The sequence below is a fragment of the Devosia neptuniae genome (assembly GCF_025452235.1).
GTDB lineage: Bacteria > Pseudomonadota > Alphaproteobacteria > Rhizobiales > Devosiaceae > Devosia.
Genome location: NZ_CP104965.1, coordinates 2,450,396 through 2,467,520 on the forward strand (window position 1 = coordinate 2,450,396; position 17,125 = coordinate 2,467,520).

18 protein-coding genes and 1 tRNA gene are annotated in these 17,125 nt (G+C 63.0%); 13 read left to right on the top strand and 6 right to left on the bottom strand.

Annotated elements, in window-relative coordinates; all coding sequences use genetic code 11:
- Nucleotides 1-25 precede the first annotated feature (25 nt).
- The gene (locus N8A98_RS14805; protein ID WP_262166414.1) at nucleotides 26-517 is read right to left on the bottom strand and encodes a CAP domain-containing protein; all 492 of its coding nucleotides are present in this window, start codon (nucleotides 515-517) and stop codon (nucleotides 26-28) included.
- A 193-nt stretch (nucleotides 518-710) separates the two neighbouring features.
- Here N8A98_RS14805 and N8A98_RS14810 point away from each other — a divergent pair, with 193 nt between their 5' ends.
- From N8A98_RS14810 to N8A98_RS14845, 8 genes are all read left to right on the top strand, one after another.
- A complete protein-coding gene (locus N8A98_RS14810; protein WP_262166415.1) occupies nucleotides 711-2,084 on the top strand; it encodes a two-component system sensor histidine kinase MctS in 1,374 nt (457 codons plus the stop codon).
- Nucleotides 2,081-2,710, top strand: coding sequence for a two-component system response regulator MctR (locus N8A98_RS14815; RefSeq protein ID WP_262166416.1), 630 nt, complete (start codon nucleotides 2,081-2,083; stop codon nucleotides 2,708-2,710). Before N8A98_RS14810 ends, N8A98_RS14815 begins: the two co-directional genes overlap by 4 nt.
- Before the next feature lie 139 nt (nucleotides 2,711-2,849).
- Nucleotides 2,850-3,398, top strand: a complete 549-nt coding sequence (locus N8A98_RS14820) for a TRAP transporter small permease subunit (protein ID WP_262166417.1) — start codon at nucleotides 2,850-2,852, stop codon at nucleotides 3,396-3,398.
- A gap of 15 nt (nucleotides 3,399-3,413) precedes the next feature.
- Entirely contained in the window at nucleotides 3,414-5,042 is a 1,629-nt protein-coding gene (locus N8A98_RS14825) for a TRAP transporter large permease (protein WP_262166418.1), read from the top strand.
- Nucleotides 5,043-5,071: 29 nt separating this feature from the next.
- Entirely contained in the window at nucleotides 5,072-6,187 is a 1,116-nt protein-coding gene (locus N8A98_RS14830; RefSeq protein ID WP_113123287.1) for a TRAP transporter substrate-binding protein, read from the top strand.
- A gap of 257 nt (nucleotides 6,188-6,444) precedes the next feature.
- Entirely contained in the window at nucleotides 6,445-7,731 is a 1,287-nt protein-coding gene (locus N8A98_RS14835) for an ABC transporter substrate-binding protein (protein WP_262166419.1), read from the top strand.
- A 56-nt stretch (nucleotides 7,732-7,787) separates the two neighbouring features.
- Nucleotides 7,788-8,861, top strand: a complete 1,074-nt coding sequence (locus tag N8A98_RS14840; RefSeq protein ID WP_262166420.1) for a Gfo/Idh/MocA family protein — start codon at nucleotides 7,788-7,790, stop codon at nucleotides 8,859-8,861.
- A gap of 57 nt (nucleotides 8,862-8,918) precedes the next feature.
- Nucleotides 8,919-9,626 carry a GntR family transcriptional regulator gene (locus tag N8A98_RS14845; protein WP_262166421.1) on the top strand — a complete coding sequence of 236 codons (708 nt, stop codon included), beginning with the start codon at nucleotides 8,919-8,921 and terminating at the stop codon, nucleotides 9,624-9,626.
- Between the two features lie 3 nt (nucleotides 9,627-9,629).
- On the opposite strand, the gene N8A98_RS14850 is transcribed toward N8A98_RS14845, so the two are convergent.
- A tRNA-Arg gene (locus N8A98_RS14850) sits at nucleotides 9,630-9,706 on the bottom strand.
- Between the two features lie 161 nt (nucleotides 9,707-9,867).
- Between N8A98_RS14850 and N8A98_RS14855 the strand changes: the two genes are divergently transcribed.
- From N8A98_RS14855 to N8A98_RS14875, 5 genes are all read left to right on the top strand, one after another.
- Nucleotides 9,868-10,236, top strand: coding sequence for a hypothetical protein (locus N8A98_RS14855; RefSeq protein WP_262166422.1), 369 nt, complete (start codon nucleotides 9,868-9,870; stop codon nucleotides 10,234-10,236).
- 100 nt (nucleotides 10,237-10,336) lie between these two features.
- On the top strand, nucleotides 10,337-11,569 hold the full coding sequence (gene argJ / locus N8A98_RS14860) for a bifunctional glutamate N-acetyltransferase/amino-acid acetyltransferase ArgJ (RefSeq protein ID WP_262166423.1): 1,233 nt from the start codon (nucleotides 10,337-10,339) through the stop codon (nucleotides 11,567-11,569).
- 1 nt (nucleotide 11,570) lies between these two features.
- Nucleotides 11,571-12,317, top strand: coding sequence for a GNAT family N-acetyltransferase (locus N8A98_RS14865; RefSeq protein WP_262166424.1), 747 nt, complete (start codon nucleotides 11,571-11,573; stop codon nucleotides 12,315-12,317).
- Nucleotides 12,314-12,718 (top strand): 8-oxo-dGTP diphosphatase MutT, encoded by a 405-nt coding sequence (gene mutT, locus N8A98_RS14870; RefSeq protein WP_113123294.1) that lies wholly within the window; start codon nucleotides 12,314-12,316, stop codon nucleotides 12,716-12,718. Before N8A98_RS14865 ends, mutT begins: the two co-directional genes overlap by 4 nt.
- A 20-nt stretch (nucleotides 12,719-12,738) precedes the next feature.
- Nucleotides 12,739-12,936, top strand: coding sequence for a Flp family type IVb pilin (locus tag N8A98_RS14875; protein WP_262166425.1), 198 nt, complete (start codon nucleotides 12,739-12,741; stop codon nucleotides 12,934-12,936).
- Between the two features lie 329 nt (nucleotides 12,937-13,265).
- Here N8A98_RS14875 and N8A98_RS14880 read toward each other — a convergent pair whose 3' ends face one another.
- From N8A98_RS14880 to N8A98_RS14895, 4 genes are all read right to left on the bottom strand, one after another.
- Nucleotides 13,266-14,750, bottom strand: a complete 1,485-nt coding sequence (locus N8A98_RS14880) for a M48 family metalloprotease (RefSeq protein ID WP_262166426.1) — start codon at nucleotides 14,748-14,750, stop codon at nucleotides 13,266-13,268.
- Nucleotides 14,747-15,556, bottom strand: coding sequence for a thermonuclease family protein (locus tag N8A98_RS14885; protein WP_262166427.1), 810 nt, complete (start codon nucleotides 15,554-15,556; stop codon nucleotides 14,747-14,749). The genes N8A98_RS14880 and N8A98_RS14885 overlap by 4 nt, the downstream gene beginning before the upstream one ends.
- Before the next feature lie 126 nt (nucleotides 15,557-15,682).
- A complete protein-coding gene (gene pth, locus N8A98_RS14890; RefSeq protein WP_262166428.1) occupies nucleotides 15,683-16,381 on the bottom strand; it encodes an aminoacyl-tRNA hydrolase in 699 nt (232 codons plus the stop codon).
- Nucleotides 16,382-16,452: 71 nt separating this feature from the next.
- On the bottom strand, nucleotides 16,453-17,085 hold the full coding sequence (locus N8A98_RS14895; RefSeq protein ID WP_113123315.1) for a 50S ribosomal protein L25/general stress protein Ctc: 633 nt from the start codon (nucleotides 17,083-17,085) through the stop codon (nucleotides 16,453-16,455).
- Nucleotides 17,086-17,125 lie beyond the last annotated feature (40 nt).

Here is a 17,125-nt window from a genome sequence, read left to right on the forward strand (position 1 = left end):
CCCCCGCGCGTCAATGAGCTCGGGCTCAGTCGCCAACAACCAGGACCCAATAGACGCCGTAGCTGGAGGCGGGATTGAAGGCCATGGCAACGCCGGCCTTGCCGCCGGCCGAGGTCAGCCCGGCCGCGTCGGCCGGGTTGTTGCGCCAGCCGGAGAAGGTCTCGGCAAAGGTGGCGTAACCGGCGCTGAGCTTCATGACGCGCAGGCCCTGCGGAGTCTTGGGCGGGGTGCCGGTCTCAGCATATTGATTGGCCAGGGCCTGAGCGGTGCCATCGAGGCCGGTATCGGGCGTGAGGGGCGCAATGCCACTGGTGGCGCGGTAGGCATTGACAATGCTGAGGGCCTGGGCACGGTCGAGGCTTGCGCCAGGCTGGTCCATGCGGGCGCTGAGGCCCGGATGCAGTGCGGCGCCAGCGCTGCCACCGCCGCCGCCCATGCTGCATCCGGCGAGTGCAGCAGCTGTCAGCAGGGCGAAGGCGGCAGCTGCCACGGGTTGGGTGAGGCGCAAAACGGGCATTGGTTTTCCTTTGTTGGGCAGGGCGATTGCGGCGCGATTAAGCTGCCGCTGATGGCCAAATGATGGTGCTGTCTGGCACTATTGCACTGCCATTGCCTTAACGCGGGGTGAATCAGGACAAAACGACGCCCTTGCGGCCAAGCCGGTTTGGCCGCAAAACCAGCAGCCTGACCGACGCAAAGGGGAGACGGCGGTGAACCTGCGGTATCAAATTCTGGCGCTGGCGATCATTCCGCTGATCGTGGCGATATCGGCGATTACCCTTTTGATCACCTGGCAGTCCACGCGGCTGGCTCAGACCAGTATCGATACGTTCGAAAGCAATCTGCTGGAGGCCAAGCAGACCGAATTGCTGAACCTCACCAATCTGGCGATTTCGGCGATCGACGATATCTACCAGGCGGCAGGACCGGACGACGAGGCGGCCAAGGAACAGGTGCGCGCCATTCTGACCACGCTCGACTATGGGCAGGACGGCTATTTCTTCGTCTACGATTATGACGGCAACAATGTCGTGCATCCGCGCCAGACCTATCGGCCGGGGCAGAACTGGCTCGATCTGGTGGACCCTGACGGCGACCATGTGATCGCCAACCTGATCCAGCGGGCCAAGGAGGGGGGTGGGCTGCACCAGTATAAATGGGAAAAGCCCTCTGCCGGGGCGATGGCGGACAAACTATCCTTCGCGGTGGGGCTGGACAAATGGCGCTGGATGCTGGGGACGGGGGTGTATCTGGATGACGTGTTCGCCCAGACCGCTGCGGCCAAGGCCGAATTGCGGGCCAGTATCGGGCAGACGTTTTTCATCGTCGCGCTGATTGCCGTGCCGGCGGTGTTGATCGTGTTTGCCACCTGCATGCTGCTCAATGCGCGCGAGCGGCGCATGGCGGACAGCAAGCTCAAGCAATTGACGCAGCGCATCGTGGATACGCAGGAAGAGGAACGCTCGCGGCTGGCGCGGGAACTGCATGACGGAATTTCGCAGAACCTGATCGGGGTGCGCTATGCGATCGACCTGGCGCGGCGCAAGGCCAGCAATGACAGCGCCGACGCGATCGGCGCCATCGAGCGGGGGGCCGAGGCGCTGAATGGGGCGATCAAGGAAGTGCGGCGCCTGTCGCATGATCTGCGGCCGCGCGTGCTGGACGATCTGGGGCTGAGTTCGGCGCTCGAAGCGCTGTGCCACAATTTTTCCGAACGGACGGGGATTGCGACGCAGCTGGAATATAGCGGCTTCAAGGTGCGGCCCAAGCCTGAGGCGAGCACGGCGCTCTATCGGGTGGCGCAGGAAGCACTCAACAATGTCGAGCGGCATGCCGGCGCCAGCAATGTTTCGATCACCCTGCTCAGCCCCAAGGGGCGGGTGCAAATGATCATCGAGGATGACGGCAAGGGCTTTGCCGGGCAGAGCGGCATGGGCGGGCTGGGGCTGCGCAATATGCAGGAACGGATGGCCCATTTCGGCGGGCTGTTGCTGATCCAGACCTCGCCCACCGGCACGCGGCTGCAGGCCAGCCTGCCCAAATCGGCCAGCCTGCCGCAGGCGGAGCTGAGCGAAGTGGCATGAGCGACAAACCGATCAAGGTGCTGCTGGTCGACAATCATCCGCTGGTACTGGACGGGCTCAAGGCGATCCTTGAAACCTTCGAGCATATCGATGTGGTGGGGGTAGCGGGGCTGGCGCTGACGGGGCTGGAAATTGCCCGGGCGACGCGGCCGCAGGTGGCGCTGATGGATATCAACATGCCCCATGTCAACGGCATCGAGGCGCTGGAACTGTTCCGCGAACAGGTGCCGGAAACGCGGGTGCTGATGCTCTCGATGCATGATAGCCGGGAATATATCTCGACCTCGGTGATGCACGGCGCCTCGGGCTATGTGCTCAAGGATGTGTCGACCGAGGAAATCGTGGAGGCGATCGAGACGGTGGCGGCGGGTGGCACCTATTTCTCCTCGGGCGTGTCGGATGTGTTGCTGGAGCGCCGGGCCAGCGAGGCGGCACAGCCGCTGACGGCGCGGGAATATTCGGTGCTGCTGTTGATCGCGGCGGGGCAGAGCAACAAGCAGGTGGCCGAGGCGTTGTCGATTTCGGCGGCAACGGTGGAAACGCACCGCAAGAAGATCAAGAAGAAGCTCGGCGTCAGTTCCACGGCGGGACTGACGCGGTATGCCATCGAGAATGGCTTGGTCTAGACGCGGCAGCCGCCATACCCAGTATTGGGTACGCCGCCGCATTTGGGCCACATGGCTATATTGTCCGGCGGGGTGACGCGTTCTAGCACTGGCTCCCAAATGGCCGTCCGCCAACGTGCGGAACCCTCGGGAGGACTCCATGGCTGGTTTGTTGGCGTTGTCGCGCGCGATCGACGCGATCAATACTGTTATCGGGAAGGCCGTGTCGTGGCTGTTGCTGGCGGCGGTGCTGATAAGCGCGGTCAATGCGACGACGCGCAAGCTATTCAATCTCAGCTCCAATGCGTGGCTGGAGGCACAGTGGTATCTGTTCTCGGCCGTGTTCCTGATTGCCGCGGGATACACGCTGCTCAATAGCGAGCACGTCAAGGTCGACCTGCTCTATGGGCAATTGCCGCGCAAGGCGCAGCTCTGGGTCGATATCCTGGGGACGATCTTCTTCCTGTTCCCGTTCTGCCTGATCACCATCTACCTGTCCTGGCCCATCGTGGCGGCCAAGTTCGCCAGCGGCGAAATCTCCAACAATACCGGCGGGCTGGTCTTGTGGCCGGTCTGGGCGCTGATCCCGGCCGGGTTTGGCCTGCTGTTCCTGCAGGGCGTGTCCGAGCTGATCAAGCGCATCGCCGTCCTGCGCGGGCAAATTCCCGATCCGGTGTCGGTTGCCGATGCCGAAGCTGCAGCACTCTAGACCCGGACAGTCATCATGTTTGCCTTCTTCGCGGAAAATCTCGCGCCCATCATGTTCCTGTCGCTGATCGTCGTGCTGTTGCTCGGCTATCCGGTGGCGTTCGCGCTGGCCTTTGTCGGCTTTGCCTTCGGTTTTGTCGGCATCGAAATGGGGCTGCTGCCGATCAACCTGTTCGGCGCCATTCCCGACCGCATCTTCGGGCAGATGTCCAACGAGACATTGCTGGCTATTCCGTTCTTCACCTTCATGGGGTTGATCCTCGAACGAAGCGGCATGGCCGAGGACCTGCTCGATACCATCGGGCAATTATTCGGGCCGGTGCGCGGGGGCCTGGCTTTCGCGGTGATCTTTGTGGGCGCGATCCTGGCGGCAACCACGGGCGTGGTGGCGGCATCGGTGATTTCGATGGGCCTGATCTCGCTGCCGATCATGATGCGCTATGGCTATGACCGCAAGGTCGCGGCCGGGACGATCGCAGCGTCGGGCACGCTGGCGCAGATCATTCCGCCGAGCCTGGTGCTGATCATCCTGGCCGACCAATTGGGCCGCTCGGTGGGCGATATGTACAAGGGCGCGCTGGTGCCCGGGCTGCTGCTGGTGGCCGCTTATGCCGCCTATATCATCGTCATGTCGATGATCTATCCCAAGAGCGTGCCGGCCCTGCCGCCCGAGGCACGTACACTGCGCGGGTGGAAGCTGCTGGCGCGGGTGATCACTTCGCTGGTGCCGCCGCTGGTGCTGATATTCCTCGTGCTTGGCACGATCTTCATCGGCTTTGCCACGCCCACTGAAGGTGGCGCGATGGGGGCGGTGGGTGCGCTGGTCTTGGCCATGCTCAACCGCAAGCTGGACCTGCCCATGGTCAAGTCGGCGCTCTATTCGACGGCCAAGCTGTCATGCTTCGTGATTTTCATCCTGCTCGGCGCCCGCGTCTTCTCGCTGACCTTCTATGGCGTCAACGGCCATGTGTGGGTCGAGCACCTGATGACCTCGATTCCGGGCGGGGTGATCGGCTTCCTGATCATCGCCAATCTGCTGGTGTTCTTCCTCGCCTTCTTCCTCGATTATTTCGAATTGGCCTTCATCATCATCCCGCTGCTGGCGCCGGTGGCCGAGGCGCTGGGCATCGACCTGATCTGGTTCGGCGTAATGCTGGCGATCAATATGCAGACCTCGTTCATGCATCCGCCCTTCGGGTTCTCGCTGTTCTATCTCAGATCGGTAGCGCCATCGCGCGCCTACAAGGACCGGGTGACCGGCGCGACTATCCAGCCGGTGACATCGGGACAAATCTATATGGGGGCGCTGCCATTCCTGGGCATCCAGCTGGTCATGGTGCTGCTGGTGATGTTCTTCCCGCAATTGGTGACGCATTACAAATCGAGCGCTGCCGCGGTCGATCCGGCCGGTATCCGGCTCAATGTGCCGATGCCCGGCGCGGGTGGGGAGAACCCGTTCGGCACGCCCGCGGCGCCATTCGGCGGCCCGGCTGCGCCAAGCTTTGGCGCTCCGGCACCCAGCTTTGGGGCGCCTGCGGCTCCGGCTGCGCCCGCGGCCCCCAGCTTTGGAGCGCCTGCGCCAGACGCGGCTCCGGCCGCACCCAGTTTTGGCGCCGAGCCCGCTCCGGCGGCTCCGGCTCCGTGACGATCTAAAACACCTGAGGAGGACTGAACGTGACTGCTGATCTCAATCGACGTAACTTTTTGGGCAAGGGCGCTGCCGCCGGCGTCGCCGCTGCCGCTGGCACGGTGCTCGCCACCCCCGCGATTGCCCAGGAATTGCCGACGCTGCGCTGGCGCCTGACGTCGGGTTTCCCGAATAATCTGGACACCATCTATGGTGGTGCGGTGGTGATGGCGGAGGCCCTCTCCAAGATCACCGACGGCAAATTCCAGATCCAGGTGTTCCAGGCGGGTGAACTGGTGCCCGGCGCGCAGGCCATCGATGCGGTGCAGGCCAATACGGTCGAAATCGCGCATACCTGCGGCTATTATTTCACCGGCAAGAACCCGACCTTTGCCATCGGCTCGACCATTCCGTTCGGCCTCAATGCGCGCCAGCAGAATGCCTGGCTCTATCATGGCGGCGGGAACGAGCTCTACAATACGTTCCTCGAAGAATATGGCGTTGTCGGCATTCCGGGCGGCGCGACCGGGGCGCAGATGGGCGGCTGGTTCCGCAAGGAAATCAATAGCCTGGCCGATCTCTCCGGCATCAAGATGCGTATCGCGGGCGTGGCTGGCGAAGTGATGTCGCGCCTGGGCGTGGTGCCCCAGCAACTGCCGGGCGGTGACATCTACCCAGCGCTGGAACGCGGCACGATCGACGCGGCCGAATGGGTGGGGCCCTATGATGACGAGCGCCTGGGCTTCTACCAGATCGCGCCGTACTACTATTATCCGGCTTATTGGGAAGGTGGGCTGACCATCCACTTCTACATCAACAAGGCGCAGTACGAAGCGCTGCCCGAGACCTACAAGGTGGCGCTCGACACCGCCTGCAAGGCGGCCAATATCAACATGCAGGCGCTGTACGACGTCAAGAATACCGCCGCGATCCGCTCGCTGGTGGGCAAGGGCGTGCAATTGCGGCCGCTGCCGCGCGATGTGCTCGACGCTGCCTATAAGGCGACGTTCGAGCTGTACGAGGAATATACGGCCAACAACCCGCAATGGGCGGCGATCTATCCGAGCTGGAAGAAATTCCGGGACGAGAGCTTCGAGTGGTTCCGCGTCGCCGAATATACCTATGACAGCTACATGTACTCGGCCCAGGCTGCCGGGCAATAATTGCGACGGCGCGGCGGGCTGAGGTCCGCCGCGCCTCTTTCCGCAGCTGGCCAGCCTGCAGCGGGCCATGAGCGATGACCGCACCTCTGCGGCGCAGACCTTCTCCTGAAATCCCGAAATTTATGGCTGTTGTGGCGAGGGCGTCCGCGTTCGCAAGTGGCCATGTTCGCCGTTCTGATCTTCCATACTAGCCTTGACCCGTCTCGCAAATTTGATATATCAGATTTCAATTTCACGTATTGAGGGAGGAGCCTCGAATGCCTGAATTGACGAGACGGAATTTTCTGGCGGCGAGTTCGGCGCTGACACTGGCTGGGCTGATCGGCGGGGGAACGGCTTTTGGCCAGGAGAGTCGGCTGCGGCTGAGCTGGTGGGGCAATGCCGAGCGGGCGGAGCGGACCAACAAGATCATCGATCTGTTCAAGGCCGCCAATGGGGGTGTCGAGATCGAGGGCCAGACGCTGCCGGGCGGCGGGGATTACTGGACGTGGCTGGCCACCCAGACTGCTGGCGGCAACCCGCCCGACGTGATCCAGATGGATTACCGCTATATCTTTGAATATGCCGGGCGCGGCGTGCTGCTGCCGCTCGATGACCTGCTGGCCTCGACGATCGATCTCTCCAATTGGCCGGAAGAGCGGATTGACGTCGGCCGGGTGGATGGCAAGGTCTATGGCATCAGCCTGGGCGCCAATACGGGGGCGGTGATCCTCAACCTGACGGCCTGGGAAGAGGCGGGCATCGAGCCGCCGACTATCGGCACGACCTGGGAGCAGTTTGCTGATCTCTGCACCCAGTTCACCAGCAAGACCACGCGCACGGGCTTTTTCGGCACACAGGATGCCAGCGGGCACGAAACCTCGTTCGAGACCTATCTGCGCCAGCGCGGCAAGGCGCTGTATGCGGCCGATGGCAGCCTGGGGTTTGATGAGACCGACGCCAAGGCGTGGTTCGACCTGTGGAGCGAAATGCGCAAGGCGGGCGCCTGTGTGCCGGCCGATGTGCAGGCGCTGTCGCAGGGCAATGTCGATACCAGCGTCGTTACCGTTGGCAAGGCCGCCACGGGCATTGCGCAATCCAACCAGTTGGTGAGCTACCAGAAGGCCAATACCGACCGGCTGGGCATGACCAGCATTCCAGTGATCGAAGGCGGCCAGCCGGGGCAATATCTCAAACCCTCGATGTATTTCAGCCTGAGCTCGCAGACCAAGGACCCCGAACTGGCGGGCAAGTTCCTCGATTTCTTCATCAACAATCCCGAGGCCATGCAGATTCTGGGCGTCGAGCGCGGTGCACCCGAGGCGCCGGAAACGCGCCAGGCCATCCTGCCGTCGCTGGATGAAGCCTCGCAGGAAGCGCTGACCTATCTGGACAATATCGCTTCGGTGATCGGCGCGTTGCCGCCAGCGCCGCCGCAAGGGGCGGGCGAGGGCACGACCGTGTTGATGAGCGTGGCCGAAGAGGTGGCGTTCGAAGCCAAATCGAGCGAGCAGGGGGCGGCCGACCTGGTTGCCGGCATGGCGCAAGCGGTCGCTCGCGGCTAAAAGCCTTCTGGTGTGCCCGGCTTGAGGCCGGGCACACCAAGCAATTGGAATTTGATATGACAGCCAAGCTTAGGGTCGGGATCGTGGGATGCGGCGCGGGGCGCACCCATCTGGTGGAGGGCTATGTGCCCAATGCCGAATTGTTCGAGGTGGTCGCGCTGTGCGATCTCAACGAGGAGCGGCTGGCGGCGGTGGGCGACGAGTTCGGCATTGCGGGGCGCACGACTTCGTTCGAGGCGCTGCTGGCCATGCCGGAGATCGATGTCATCGATATCTGCACGCCACCGGGACTGCATCTGGAACAGAGTCTGGCGGCGCTGGCCGCGGGCAAGCATGTGGTGTGCGAAAAGCCGCTGGTGGGCTCGCTGGCCGAGATCGATGTGATCATGGCGGCGGAGGCCCGCTCGGCCGGGCGGCTGATGCCGGTGTTTCAATATCGCTATGGCAATGGGGTGGCCAAGGCCAAGGCGGTGATCGATGCTGGCCTCGCGGGCAAGGCCTATGCGGGGACAGTCGAGACTTTCTGGCGGCGTGGGCCGGACTATTATGCGGTGCCGTGGCGCGGCAAATGGAAGACGGAGCTGGGCGGGGTGCTGATGGCCCATGCTATCCACCCGCATGACATGATGACCTATCTGATGGGGCCGGTGGATCGGGTGTTCGGGCGGGTCGATACCCGCGTCAACGACATCGAGGTGGAGGATTGCCTGTCGGCCTCGCTGCGCATGCAAAATGGCGCGCTGGTGTCGCTGACGGCGACGTTAGGCTCGGCGGATCAGTTGACGCGCATCCGCCTGGCCTTTGAAAACCTGACCCTTGAAAGCGATCATGCGCCCTATCGGCCGGGCGAGGCGGATTGGCAGATCATTGCTAAAACGCCCGAAATTGGCGCGCAGATCGACGCCGTGCTGGCCGATTGGGAATTCGTGCCCTCGCGCCACACCACACAATTGCGGCTGTTCCACCAGGCGATCACCACCGGTGCGCCGCTGCCGGTGACGACCGCGGATGCAAGGCAGGCGCTCGAGCTGGTAACGGCGATCTATCATTCGTCGGAAACCGGGGCCGACATTGCGCTGCCGCTGGATGCGGGCCATCCCAAATATAGCGGATGGGCGCCGGCGGCATAGGGGCCTGCCAGGCCAGCGGAAACTTGCTATACCCAAGCTTGGTGCGGAGAGATTGTCATGCAGGATCACGGTGCGGCGCGGCTGGAACGGCTTGATCCAAAGCTCAGCCTGACGCTGCGCGATCATGTGCACAAGGCGTTGCGCATGGCTATTCTGTCCGGGCGGTTCGCGCCGCAGGAAAAGCTCAATGAGCGGCAATTGGCCGAGGAGCTAGGCGTCAGCACCACCCCGCTCAAGGAAGCGCTGCGGCAATTGGAGACCGAAGGGCTGATCTCGACGCTGCCGCGTCGGGGGATCGTCGTGCTCTATAGCCGGACCTGGGCGGAGGAAATGATCCTGGCGCGGGCGGCGCTCGAATCGATGATCGCGCACCTGGCGGCGCGGCGGATCGACAAGGCAGGCGGCGCCGCGCTGCACGCGACGATCGCGTCCATGGCCGAGGCCAGCGCCGCAGGCGATGCCGGAAGGCTGATCGAGCTCAACGGCGTGTTCCACGAACAGATCCACATTGCTTCGCAATGCCTTTATCTGGCCCGGCTGATCGAGCGGCAGCGCTTTTATGACGAAGGCACGCGCCGCATCATCCATTCGGACCCGGACGAACGCGCCCGCGCGCTGGCCGAACACAAGCTCATCGCCGAAACCATCGCCGCAGGCCAAGTGGAAGCCGCCGAGCGCGCCATGCGCGATCACGTCGTACGCTCAGGCGAGCATTATCTCGGGCTGGTGTTTACCGACAGGGCCCGCGCGGCTGCGGCAGACTGAAACTGGTGACCCCGGCGGGATTCGAACCCACGACCCCAGGATTAGGAATCCTGTGCTCTATCCTGCTGAGCTACGGGGCCAGCCAGACCGAAATACCAGTAGGGCTTAGGTTTTTCAAGGTTGGCTTGCTGGATTGAGCGGAGCACTTGGTGACGAGAATTCGTCCCGTTCCGTTGGTATTAGTCCGACTGCCATCAGCGGACACGCTCTGTTACCTCCAGTACTATCTGGGGGTAATTACATGAAATTCGTTCTACCTATCGCCGCTGTCGCGGCGATGCTTGCCGGCTGCGCCACGCCGCCGAAGGATATTGCACCAGCCTATGTTTCGACGGGGCTCTACCAAAACCTGAGCTGTAGCCAGTTGCGGGCGGAAGCGGAAAATGTCTCCGCCCGGGCCGCCGCGGCCTTCGGGCAGCAACCCAAGAATCGCAGCCAGGATGCGGCCATGACGGGTGTCGCCATCATATTGTTCTGGCCTGCTGCCTTCTTCATGAAAGGGGATGGCGCAGCCGCGGCCGAGGTGGCGCGGTTCAAGGGCGAAATGCAGGCCATCGAGCAGGTCAACCGCGTCAAGAATTGCGGCATTCAGTTTGCGCCCATCGCCTAGCTTTGGGGCATGATGCGCAAACGTCCGCAACCCGTCTTGCGGACGTCTCGCGTTTGGGGCAAACCCGAGGGCAGCTTTTGCCCCCAAGAGGACAGCCCAGATGGCCCATCCCGTTTCCCCGCTCGCTCCCAAATCCTATCCGGACCTGCCGGCGATCGCCGGGGTGCGTTTCGCGACGGCCGAGGCCGGGATCAAGTACAAGAACCGCACCGATGTGCTGCTGATGGCGTTTGACGAGGGCACGACGGCGGCGGGCGTGCTGACGCGCTCGAAATGTTCGTCGGCGGCGGTGGATTGGTGCAAGGCCAATTTGCCAGGCGGGGTAGCGCGGGGCCTGGTGGTCAATTCGGGCAATGCCAATGCCTTTACCGGCACCAAGGGGCAGAAGAGCGTCGAACTGACGGCCGATTATGCGGCGAGGGCGCTGGGCTGCGCACCGTCCGAGATTTTTCTGGCGTCGACGGGGGTGATCGGGGAGCCGCTGGATGCCTCCAAATTTGCCGGCGTGCTGGACGATATGGCGGCGCGGGTCAGCGCCGGATCGTGGATGGAACCCGCCAAGGCGATCATGACGACCGATACCTTTCCCAAGCTATCCGGTGCGATTTTCGACATCGACGGGGTCGAGGTCAAAATCAACGGCATTGCCAAGGGCAGCGGCATGATCGCGCCTGACATGGCGACCATGCTGAGCTTTGTGGTCACCGATATGCCGATTGCGGCGCCCGTCTTACAGGCGCTGCTGGCGCGGCATGTGCAGACCAGTTTCAACGCCATCACGGTGGATAGCGACACGTCTACCTCCGATACACTGCTGGCCTTTGCGACCGGCAAGGCCGGGGTGGAGGCGATTGCCAGCCTTGATGACCCGCGCGCAGAAACGTTTGGCGCGGCGCTGGCCGATGTGCTGTTTGATCTGGCCATCCAGGTGGTGCGCGACGGCGAGGGGGCGACCAAGCAGGTGTCCATCCATGTCGAGGGCGCGACCTCCGACCAGAGCGCGTTTCGCATTGCCAAGTCGATTGCCGACTCGCCATTGGTCAAGACCGCCATTGCCGGCGAAGACGCCAATTGGGGGCGCGTGGTGATGGCCGTGGGCAAGGCGGGGGAGCCGGCCGATCGCGACAAGCTGGCCATTCGCTTTGGCGACCTGCTGGTGGCCAAGGATGGCGAGCGAGCGGCCGTGTATGATGAAGCCGCGACCAGCGCCTATATGAAGGGCGAGGACCTGGAACTGACCGTCAGCTTGGGGCTGGGTGAGGGCAAGGCGAGCGTTTATACCTGCGACCTGACGCATGGCTATATCACCATCAATGGCGATTATCGGAGCTGATATGTCCTTGCCCGATATTGCCACCTTCGAGCGGGCGGGACTTGCGGCCTGGCCGGGGATCGAAGTCGATTGGGATGGCGCCTGGGTGCGCCGTGCCGCTGGCGGCTATACCAAACGGGCCAATTCGCTGCAGTGCTTCGATGTAAGCGATGGCGACAATGTGGAGGCACGGCTGGACGCCGCGCAGGCGTGGTTTGCGGCGCGCGAATTGCCAATGGTCGTTCGTACGACGCCGCTGGCGAGCGGTGCGCTCAATGCTGCCCTTGATGCCCGCGGCTGGGCGACGGTTGATCACAGCCATCTCTATGCCATGCCGCTGGGCGAGCACGAGCCTGACCCGGAGGGGCGCTTGTTTGAGCTGCTTGATCCGGAATTTCTCGCGGCGCAGCAGGGGCTGCGCGGCTATAGCGACGAGAATGTGGCCCGGCTGCGGGCGCTGCTGGCGGTCATGGCCGTGCCGGCGACGGGCGTGGTGGTCTATCGCGATGGCCAGGCGGTCGCCACCGGGCTGATGGCGATAGGCGAGGGCATTGTCGTCACCGGCAATGTGATTACGGATACGACACGGCGGCGGCAGGGACTGGCGGCGGCGATGATGCGCACCGGGCTGGCCTGGGCGAAAGAGGCCGGCGCGACGGTCGCGGCGCTCAATGTGCAGGCGGACAATCCGGCCGCCAAGGCGCTCTATGGGTCGCTCGGCTATACGTACCAGTACGATTACACCTATCGCATTCCGAGCGCGTCATGAGCGGCCACATTCTTCTCGTTGTGGCCTGTGCCCTGGTGGACGCCGATCGCCGTGTGCTGATTGCACAGCGGCCAGAAGGCAAGTCCATGGCGGGGCTGTGGGAGTTTCCCGGCGGCAAGGTGGAGCCGGGGGAGAGCCCCGAGGCGGCATTGATCCGCGAGCTGGAGGAAGAGCTGGGCGTCTCGACCAAGACGGCGTGCCTGGCACCGGTATCTTTCGCCAGTCATTCTTACGAGACTTTTCACCTGTTAATGCCACTTTACGTCTGCCGGAAATGGCAGGGACAGCCGCAGGCCAAGGAACATTCCGCCCTCAAATGGGTGCGGCCCCAGGCTCTGCGTGACTACCCGATGCCGCCGGCCGACGAACCACTGATCGCGGCGCTCTGCGATCTGTTGTAGCCAGGTGTTCGGGGGCAGGCATGACGAAGACGTTGTTGCATTTTCTCCGGGACGAGACCGGCGCCACCGCGATTGAATACGGCCTGCTCGCCGGGCTTATTGCCGTTGCGCTGCTGGTCTCCTTCGCCCTGCTGGGCGACAGCCTCACGGCCCTGTTCGGCGTCGGCGCGGGCAGTGCGGCGGCGATTATCGGCGCGGCCGCCGACAGTATCCCTTGAGAGCCAATCAGCATTCAACAACCACGGGTCATTCCGGCGCAGGCCGGAATCCATGCTGCCGCATCCCTAAGTCAAGTTCCATCGTCATTGCCCCGCTTGTCCGGGCAATCCATTGCTGCCGCGGATGCTGAGAGATGGATCACCCGGACTAGCCGGGTGATGACGATGAGTTGAGGGAATTGTGCGAGCGGCTCCAACCTTCACAAGGTCATTCCCGCGAAAGCGGGAACCTCCGTTTCAACTCGCCCACCAAAACAGAGGTCCCCGCTTTCGCGGGGATGACATCATGGTGAGGGATGGGCTTGAGGGAAAGTCCCGAGCCTCAGACGCTATTGCAGCACGACGACCTTGTATTTCTGCCCCGGCTGGACGGGATCGCCCGGGTAGAGATCGTTGATGATATAGAACAGTTCGGCGCCGCGGCTGAGGCCGGCCATTTGACGGGCCAAGCTATCGGCGGTGTCGCCGGCCTTGGCGGTGACGATGCGGATGGCGACCTTGCGGATGGCATTGAGGTCGCTGCTATCGGTGCGGCGGAAGCTGGTCAGCGTCGCTTCGGCACCGGCCGAGAAGCGGGCGCTGTCGGCCTTGGCGGCGAAGATGAAGCGATAGACCTGACCATCGAGCCGCATGACCGAGACGCGGAAGAACCACTGGTCGGTCTGGGCGACGCCCGATGCCATCTCGATGCCGTTGACGGTTCTGGTGGTGACGCTGTCGGTCTTGAGGCCGGCAATCCAGCCCGATTTGAGGTAATCGGCAAGGCCGATATTGGCCTGCACGTCGGCACTGTCGAAACGCACGGCCTCGCCATCGCCAGCCACGCCGACGACGGCGCTCTGCGAATTCTGCAGCGTATAGCCATCGGGCACGGTGAAGGTGAACTTGCTGGCCGAATGGATGAATTTGCGGCCGACGATCGAGCCTTGGGCGGGGCTGTCGCCAAAGGTGAGGCCGGTAATGGAATCGAGATAGCCGGTGCGGTCGGTCTCCCCGACCTGGGCCTGGCCGAACATGGTGCGGGCGGTTTCCAGCGCCTTCTGGATACGGGCAGGCGTCGAGGGGTGCGAGGACAGGAAGCCGGCATTATTGCCGTTCTGGCCAGCCGAGAAGGTGGCGAAGCGGCTCATCACGCCCAGGAAACGCGCAGCGGCCTGCGGGTCGTAGCCCGCCTTGCCGGCGAACTTGATGCCTTCGTGGTCGGCTTCGAGTTCCTGCTGCTGACCGAAAGCGGCCATGGACTGGCGCGTGCGGTTGGCAGTGGCGTCGGTCGAGGTATCGCCGCCCAAAACGCCGGTGATGACGCGATCGACGATGGCGGTGGTGCGAGTGCGATCGGTGCGAGCGCGGGCGTGGCGCAGGGTGACGTGGGCGATTTCGTGCGCCAGTACGGCCGCCAATTCGCTGGTATCGGACGCGAGCGCCAAGATGCCGCGCGTCACATAGATATAGCCGCCGGGCAGCGCGAAGGCGTTGACTTCGGAGGTGTCGAGAATCGTGACTTGGAACTGGGCATTGGGCTGGTCAGCAGCGGCCAGCAGGCGGCCGACAATGCGGGCGACCATGATTTCGGCGGCGCGATCGGAATAGACCCCGCCATAGGCGGCGATGATGCGGGGATGCTCGCGGCGGCCGATGACCACGTCTTCGGGATCGGTGCCCTCGGGAACCACGGTGGGCGCCGGCACGTCACCGGTCTGGCTGACCGCAATCTGGGAGCCGGTAAAGCTGGTGCAGGCCGACAGGGCCAGCAGCGATACCGCCAGCAAGCCATTGCGCAAACCCTTGTTGATGATGTGCTTGGTGCGCGTCATCGTGCTGCCAGAACCTCGATCTGTTCGGGATGAGTAATCTCGATGCGTGGGCCATCCCGATCGTCCACCCAGCCTCTGATGCGAACTAGCGCCCCTTCTAGGGCTGATGGATCGATGCCGTCTGCGGCAAAAAGCTTGAGCGCCGACGCTTCGATCACTGCGGTGAAATCTTCTTTCCAGAACCGGCCAAAGTTCAGATAGACCCGCCCGCCGGATTGATCGGCAAGCAGGACACGTCCCTCGACAAGTTCGTAATGGCCCTGCCGATCCAAAAGATCGGCCGGCCGATCCGCCGCACGAGTGCTGTAATAGGGATCGGCCCAGATGCCAAGCCCGGCTAAACGCGCACGACCCTCGGCGGCGAACAGCAGATCAAGGCATTTTCGGTTATCGGGGAAGGAATAGACGCGGGCCAGGCCCTGGGAGACCATATATTGCTGCGCCCAGATCTCGCCATCGGGGCCATCGACGAAGACATGGGCCAGGACTCGCTCATAGCGATCGACTTCTTCTCCGCCATAGCCGAGACGTACGGGCTTGTTGAGGGCGATGGCTTCGAGCGCCGCTTTAGCCTCGGGCGCCAGTGGCCAGGTCTCGAATCCATCGCGGCCCAGCGGCAATTTGGGGGCTTGGGTGCCGATCATGCGCACGACCATGCCATTGTCGAGCACGACCGTGTCACCATCGGTGACCTGGGTGACGATGCCGCCGGGCACCATGCGCAAATCCTCGCATGCAAGTGCCGCCGCCGAAACAGACGACAGCGCCGCTATGGCGGCGAGGCTGGCAAGACTAGTCTTAAGCAAATCGGACCCCGGCAGGATTTCGTTCACCATGCACCTAAATAGGCCAAAAAATCATTACCGCTTGATAACTTTAGCGGCGGTGTGGCCGAAAGGTCGCGCAGTTGTGACACCGGCATAGGGCCGGTTCTATTCGCCCTTGAACAGTTTTTTGAGCATGGCGGCCATTGGGCCGGTTTCGGGGAGCGCGACCTGTGGCTTGGCCGGGCGCGCTTGGCGGATATGGCTCTGGGCTTTGGGCGGCGCCTTGGCCGGGGCCGGTTCGGCGGCATTGGCCAGCGCCAGCTTGTTCATGAAGCCGTTGTCATCGCCCTTGAGCACGAGCCCAATATGCTTGCCGATGCCGTCGAGCAGGGGATCGAGCCAGACCTGGTCGGCCTTGGCGAAATCGCCCAGCACATGGTGGGTGACGAATTCCTTGCCGGGATGGCCGATGCCGAGGCGGATGCGCTTGTAATCGAGCCCGATCTGCGGATCGATGGAGCGCAGGCCATTGTGCCCGCCATTGCCGCCGCCAACCTTGACCCGCACCTTGCCGGGGGCGAGGTCGAGTTCGTCGTAGAGCACGATGATATCGGCAGGCGCGATCTTATAGAACTGGGCGACCTGTTGCACGCTATCGCCGGAGCGGTTCATGAAGGTCTGCGGCTTGAGCAGCATGACCTTTTCGCCGTCGATACTGGCTTCGGAGAGCAGGGCGGAGTGCTTGGTCTTCCAGGGGCCGGCATTGTGCGCGCGCGCCACGGCATCAATGGCCATGAAGCCAATATTGTGCCGGTTGCCGGCATATTGGTTGCCTGGATTGCCCAGGCCCACGAGCAGCTTCATCGAAAGCTCCGAAAATGGATGAGGCGACCCGAAGGCCGCCCCAATAGTCTAGCGCAAAGACAAAAGGGCGATTACTCGGCCTTTGCTTCGCCCTCGCCTTCAGCAGCCTCGGTCTCGCCGCCTTCAGACGACTTGAGAGCCGACGGGGCAACGATGGTCGCGATCGTCACGTCTTCTTCGTGGCTGTGGTCGGTAGCACCGGCCGGCAGCTTGACGTTGGAGATGTGGATGGTGTCGCCGATATCCAGACCCGTCAGATCGACGGTGATTTCTTCAGGGATATTGGACGCATCGACGGTCAGATCGAGCGTGTGGTGCACGATATTGAGCGTACCACCGCGCTTCAGGCCCGGGCTGGCTTCTTCATTGATGAAGTTGACATGCACCTGGACATTGAGCTTGGAGCCCTTGCCGACGCGCAGAAAATCCACGTGCAGGGCAAAGTCCTTGACCGGATCAAGCTGGTAATCGCGCGGGATCACCGAATGCTTGGTGCCATCGACGTCCAGCTCGAGGACGTGGCTGAGGAAGCCACCGGCATAGATGGACTTCATCGCATCCTTGTAGGCGATGGAGATGGTGACGGGGGGCTTCTTGTCACCGTAGATAACAGCGGGAACGAGTCCCTGACGACGCAGCTCACGAGCGGCCCCCTTGCCCACTCCCTCACGCGCCTGTGCCTTGAGCACTCTAGTCTCAGCCATGGAAATATCCATTCTGGTTGGTGTATGCCGCCACTACAAC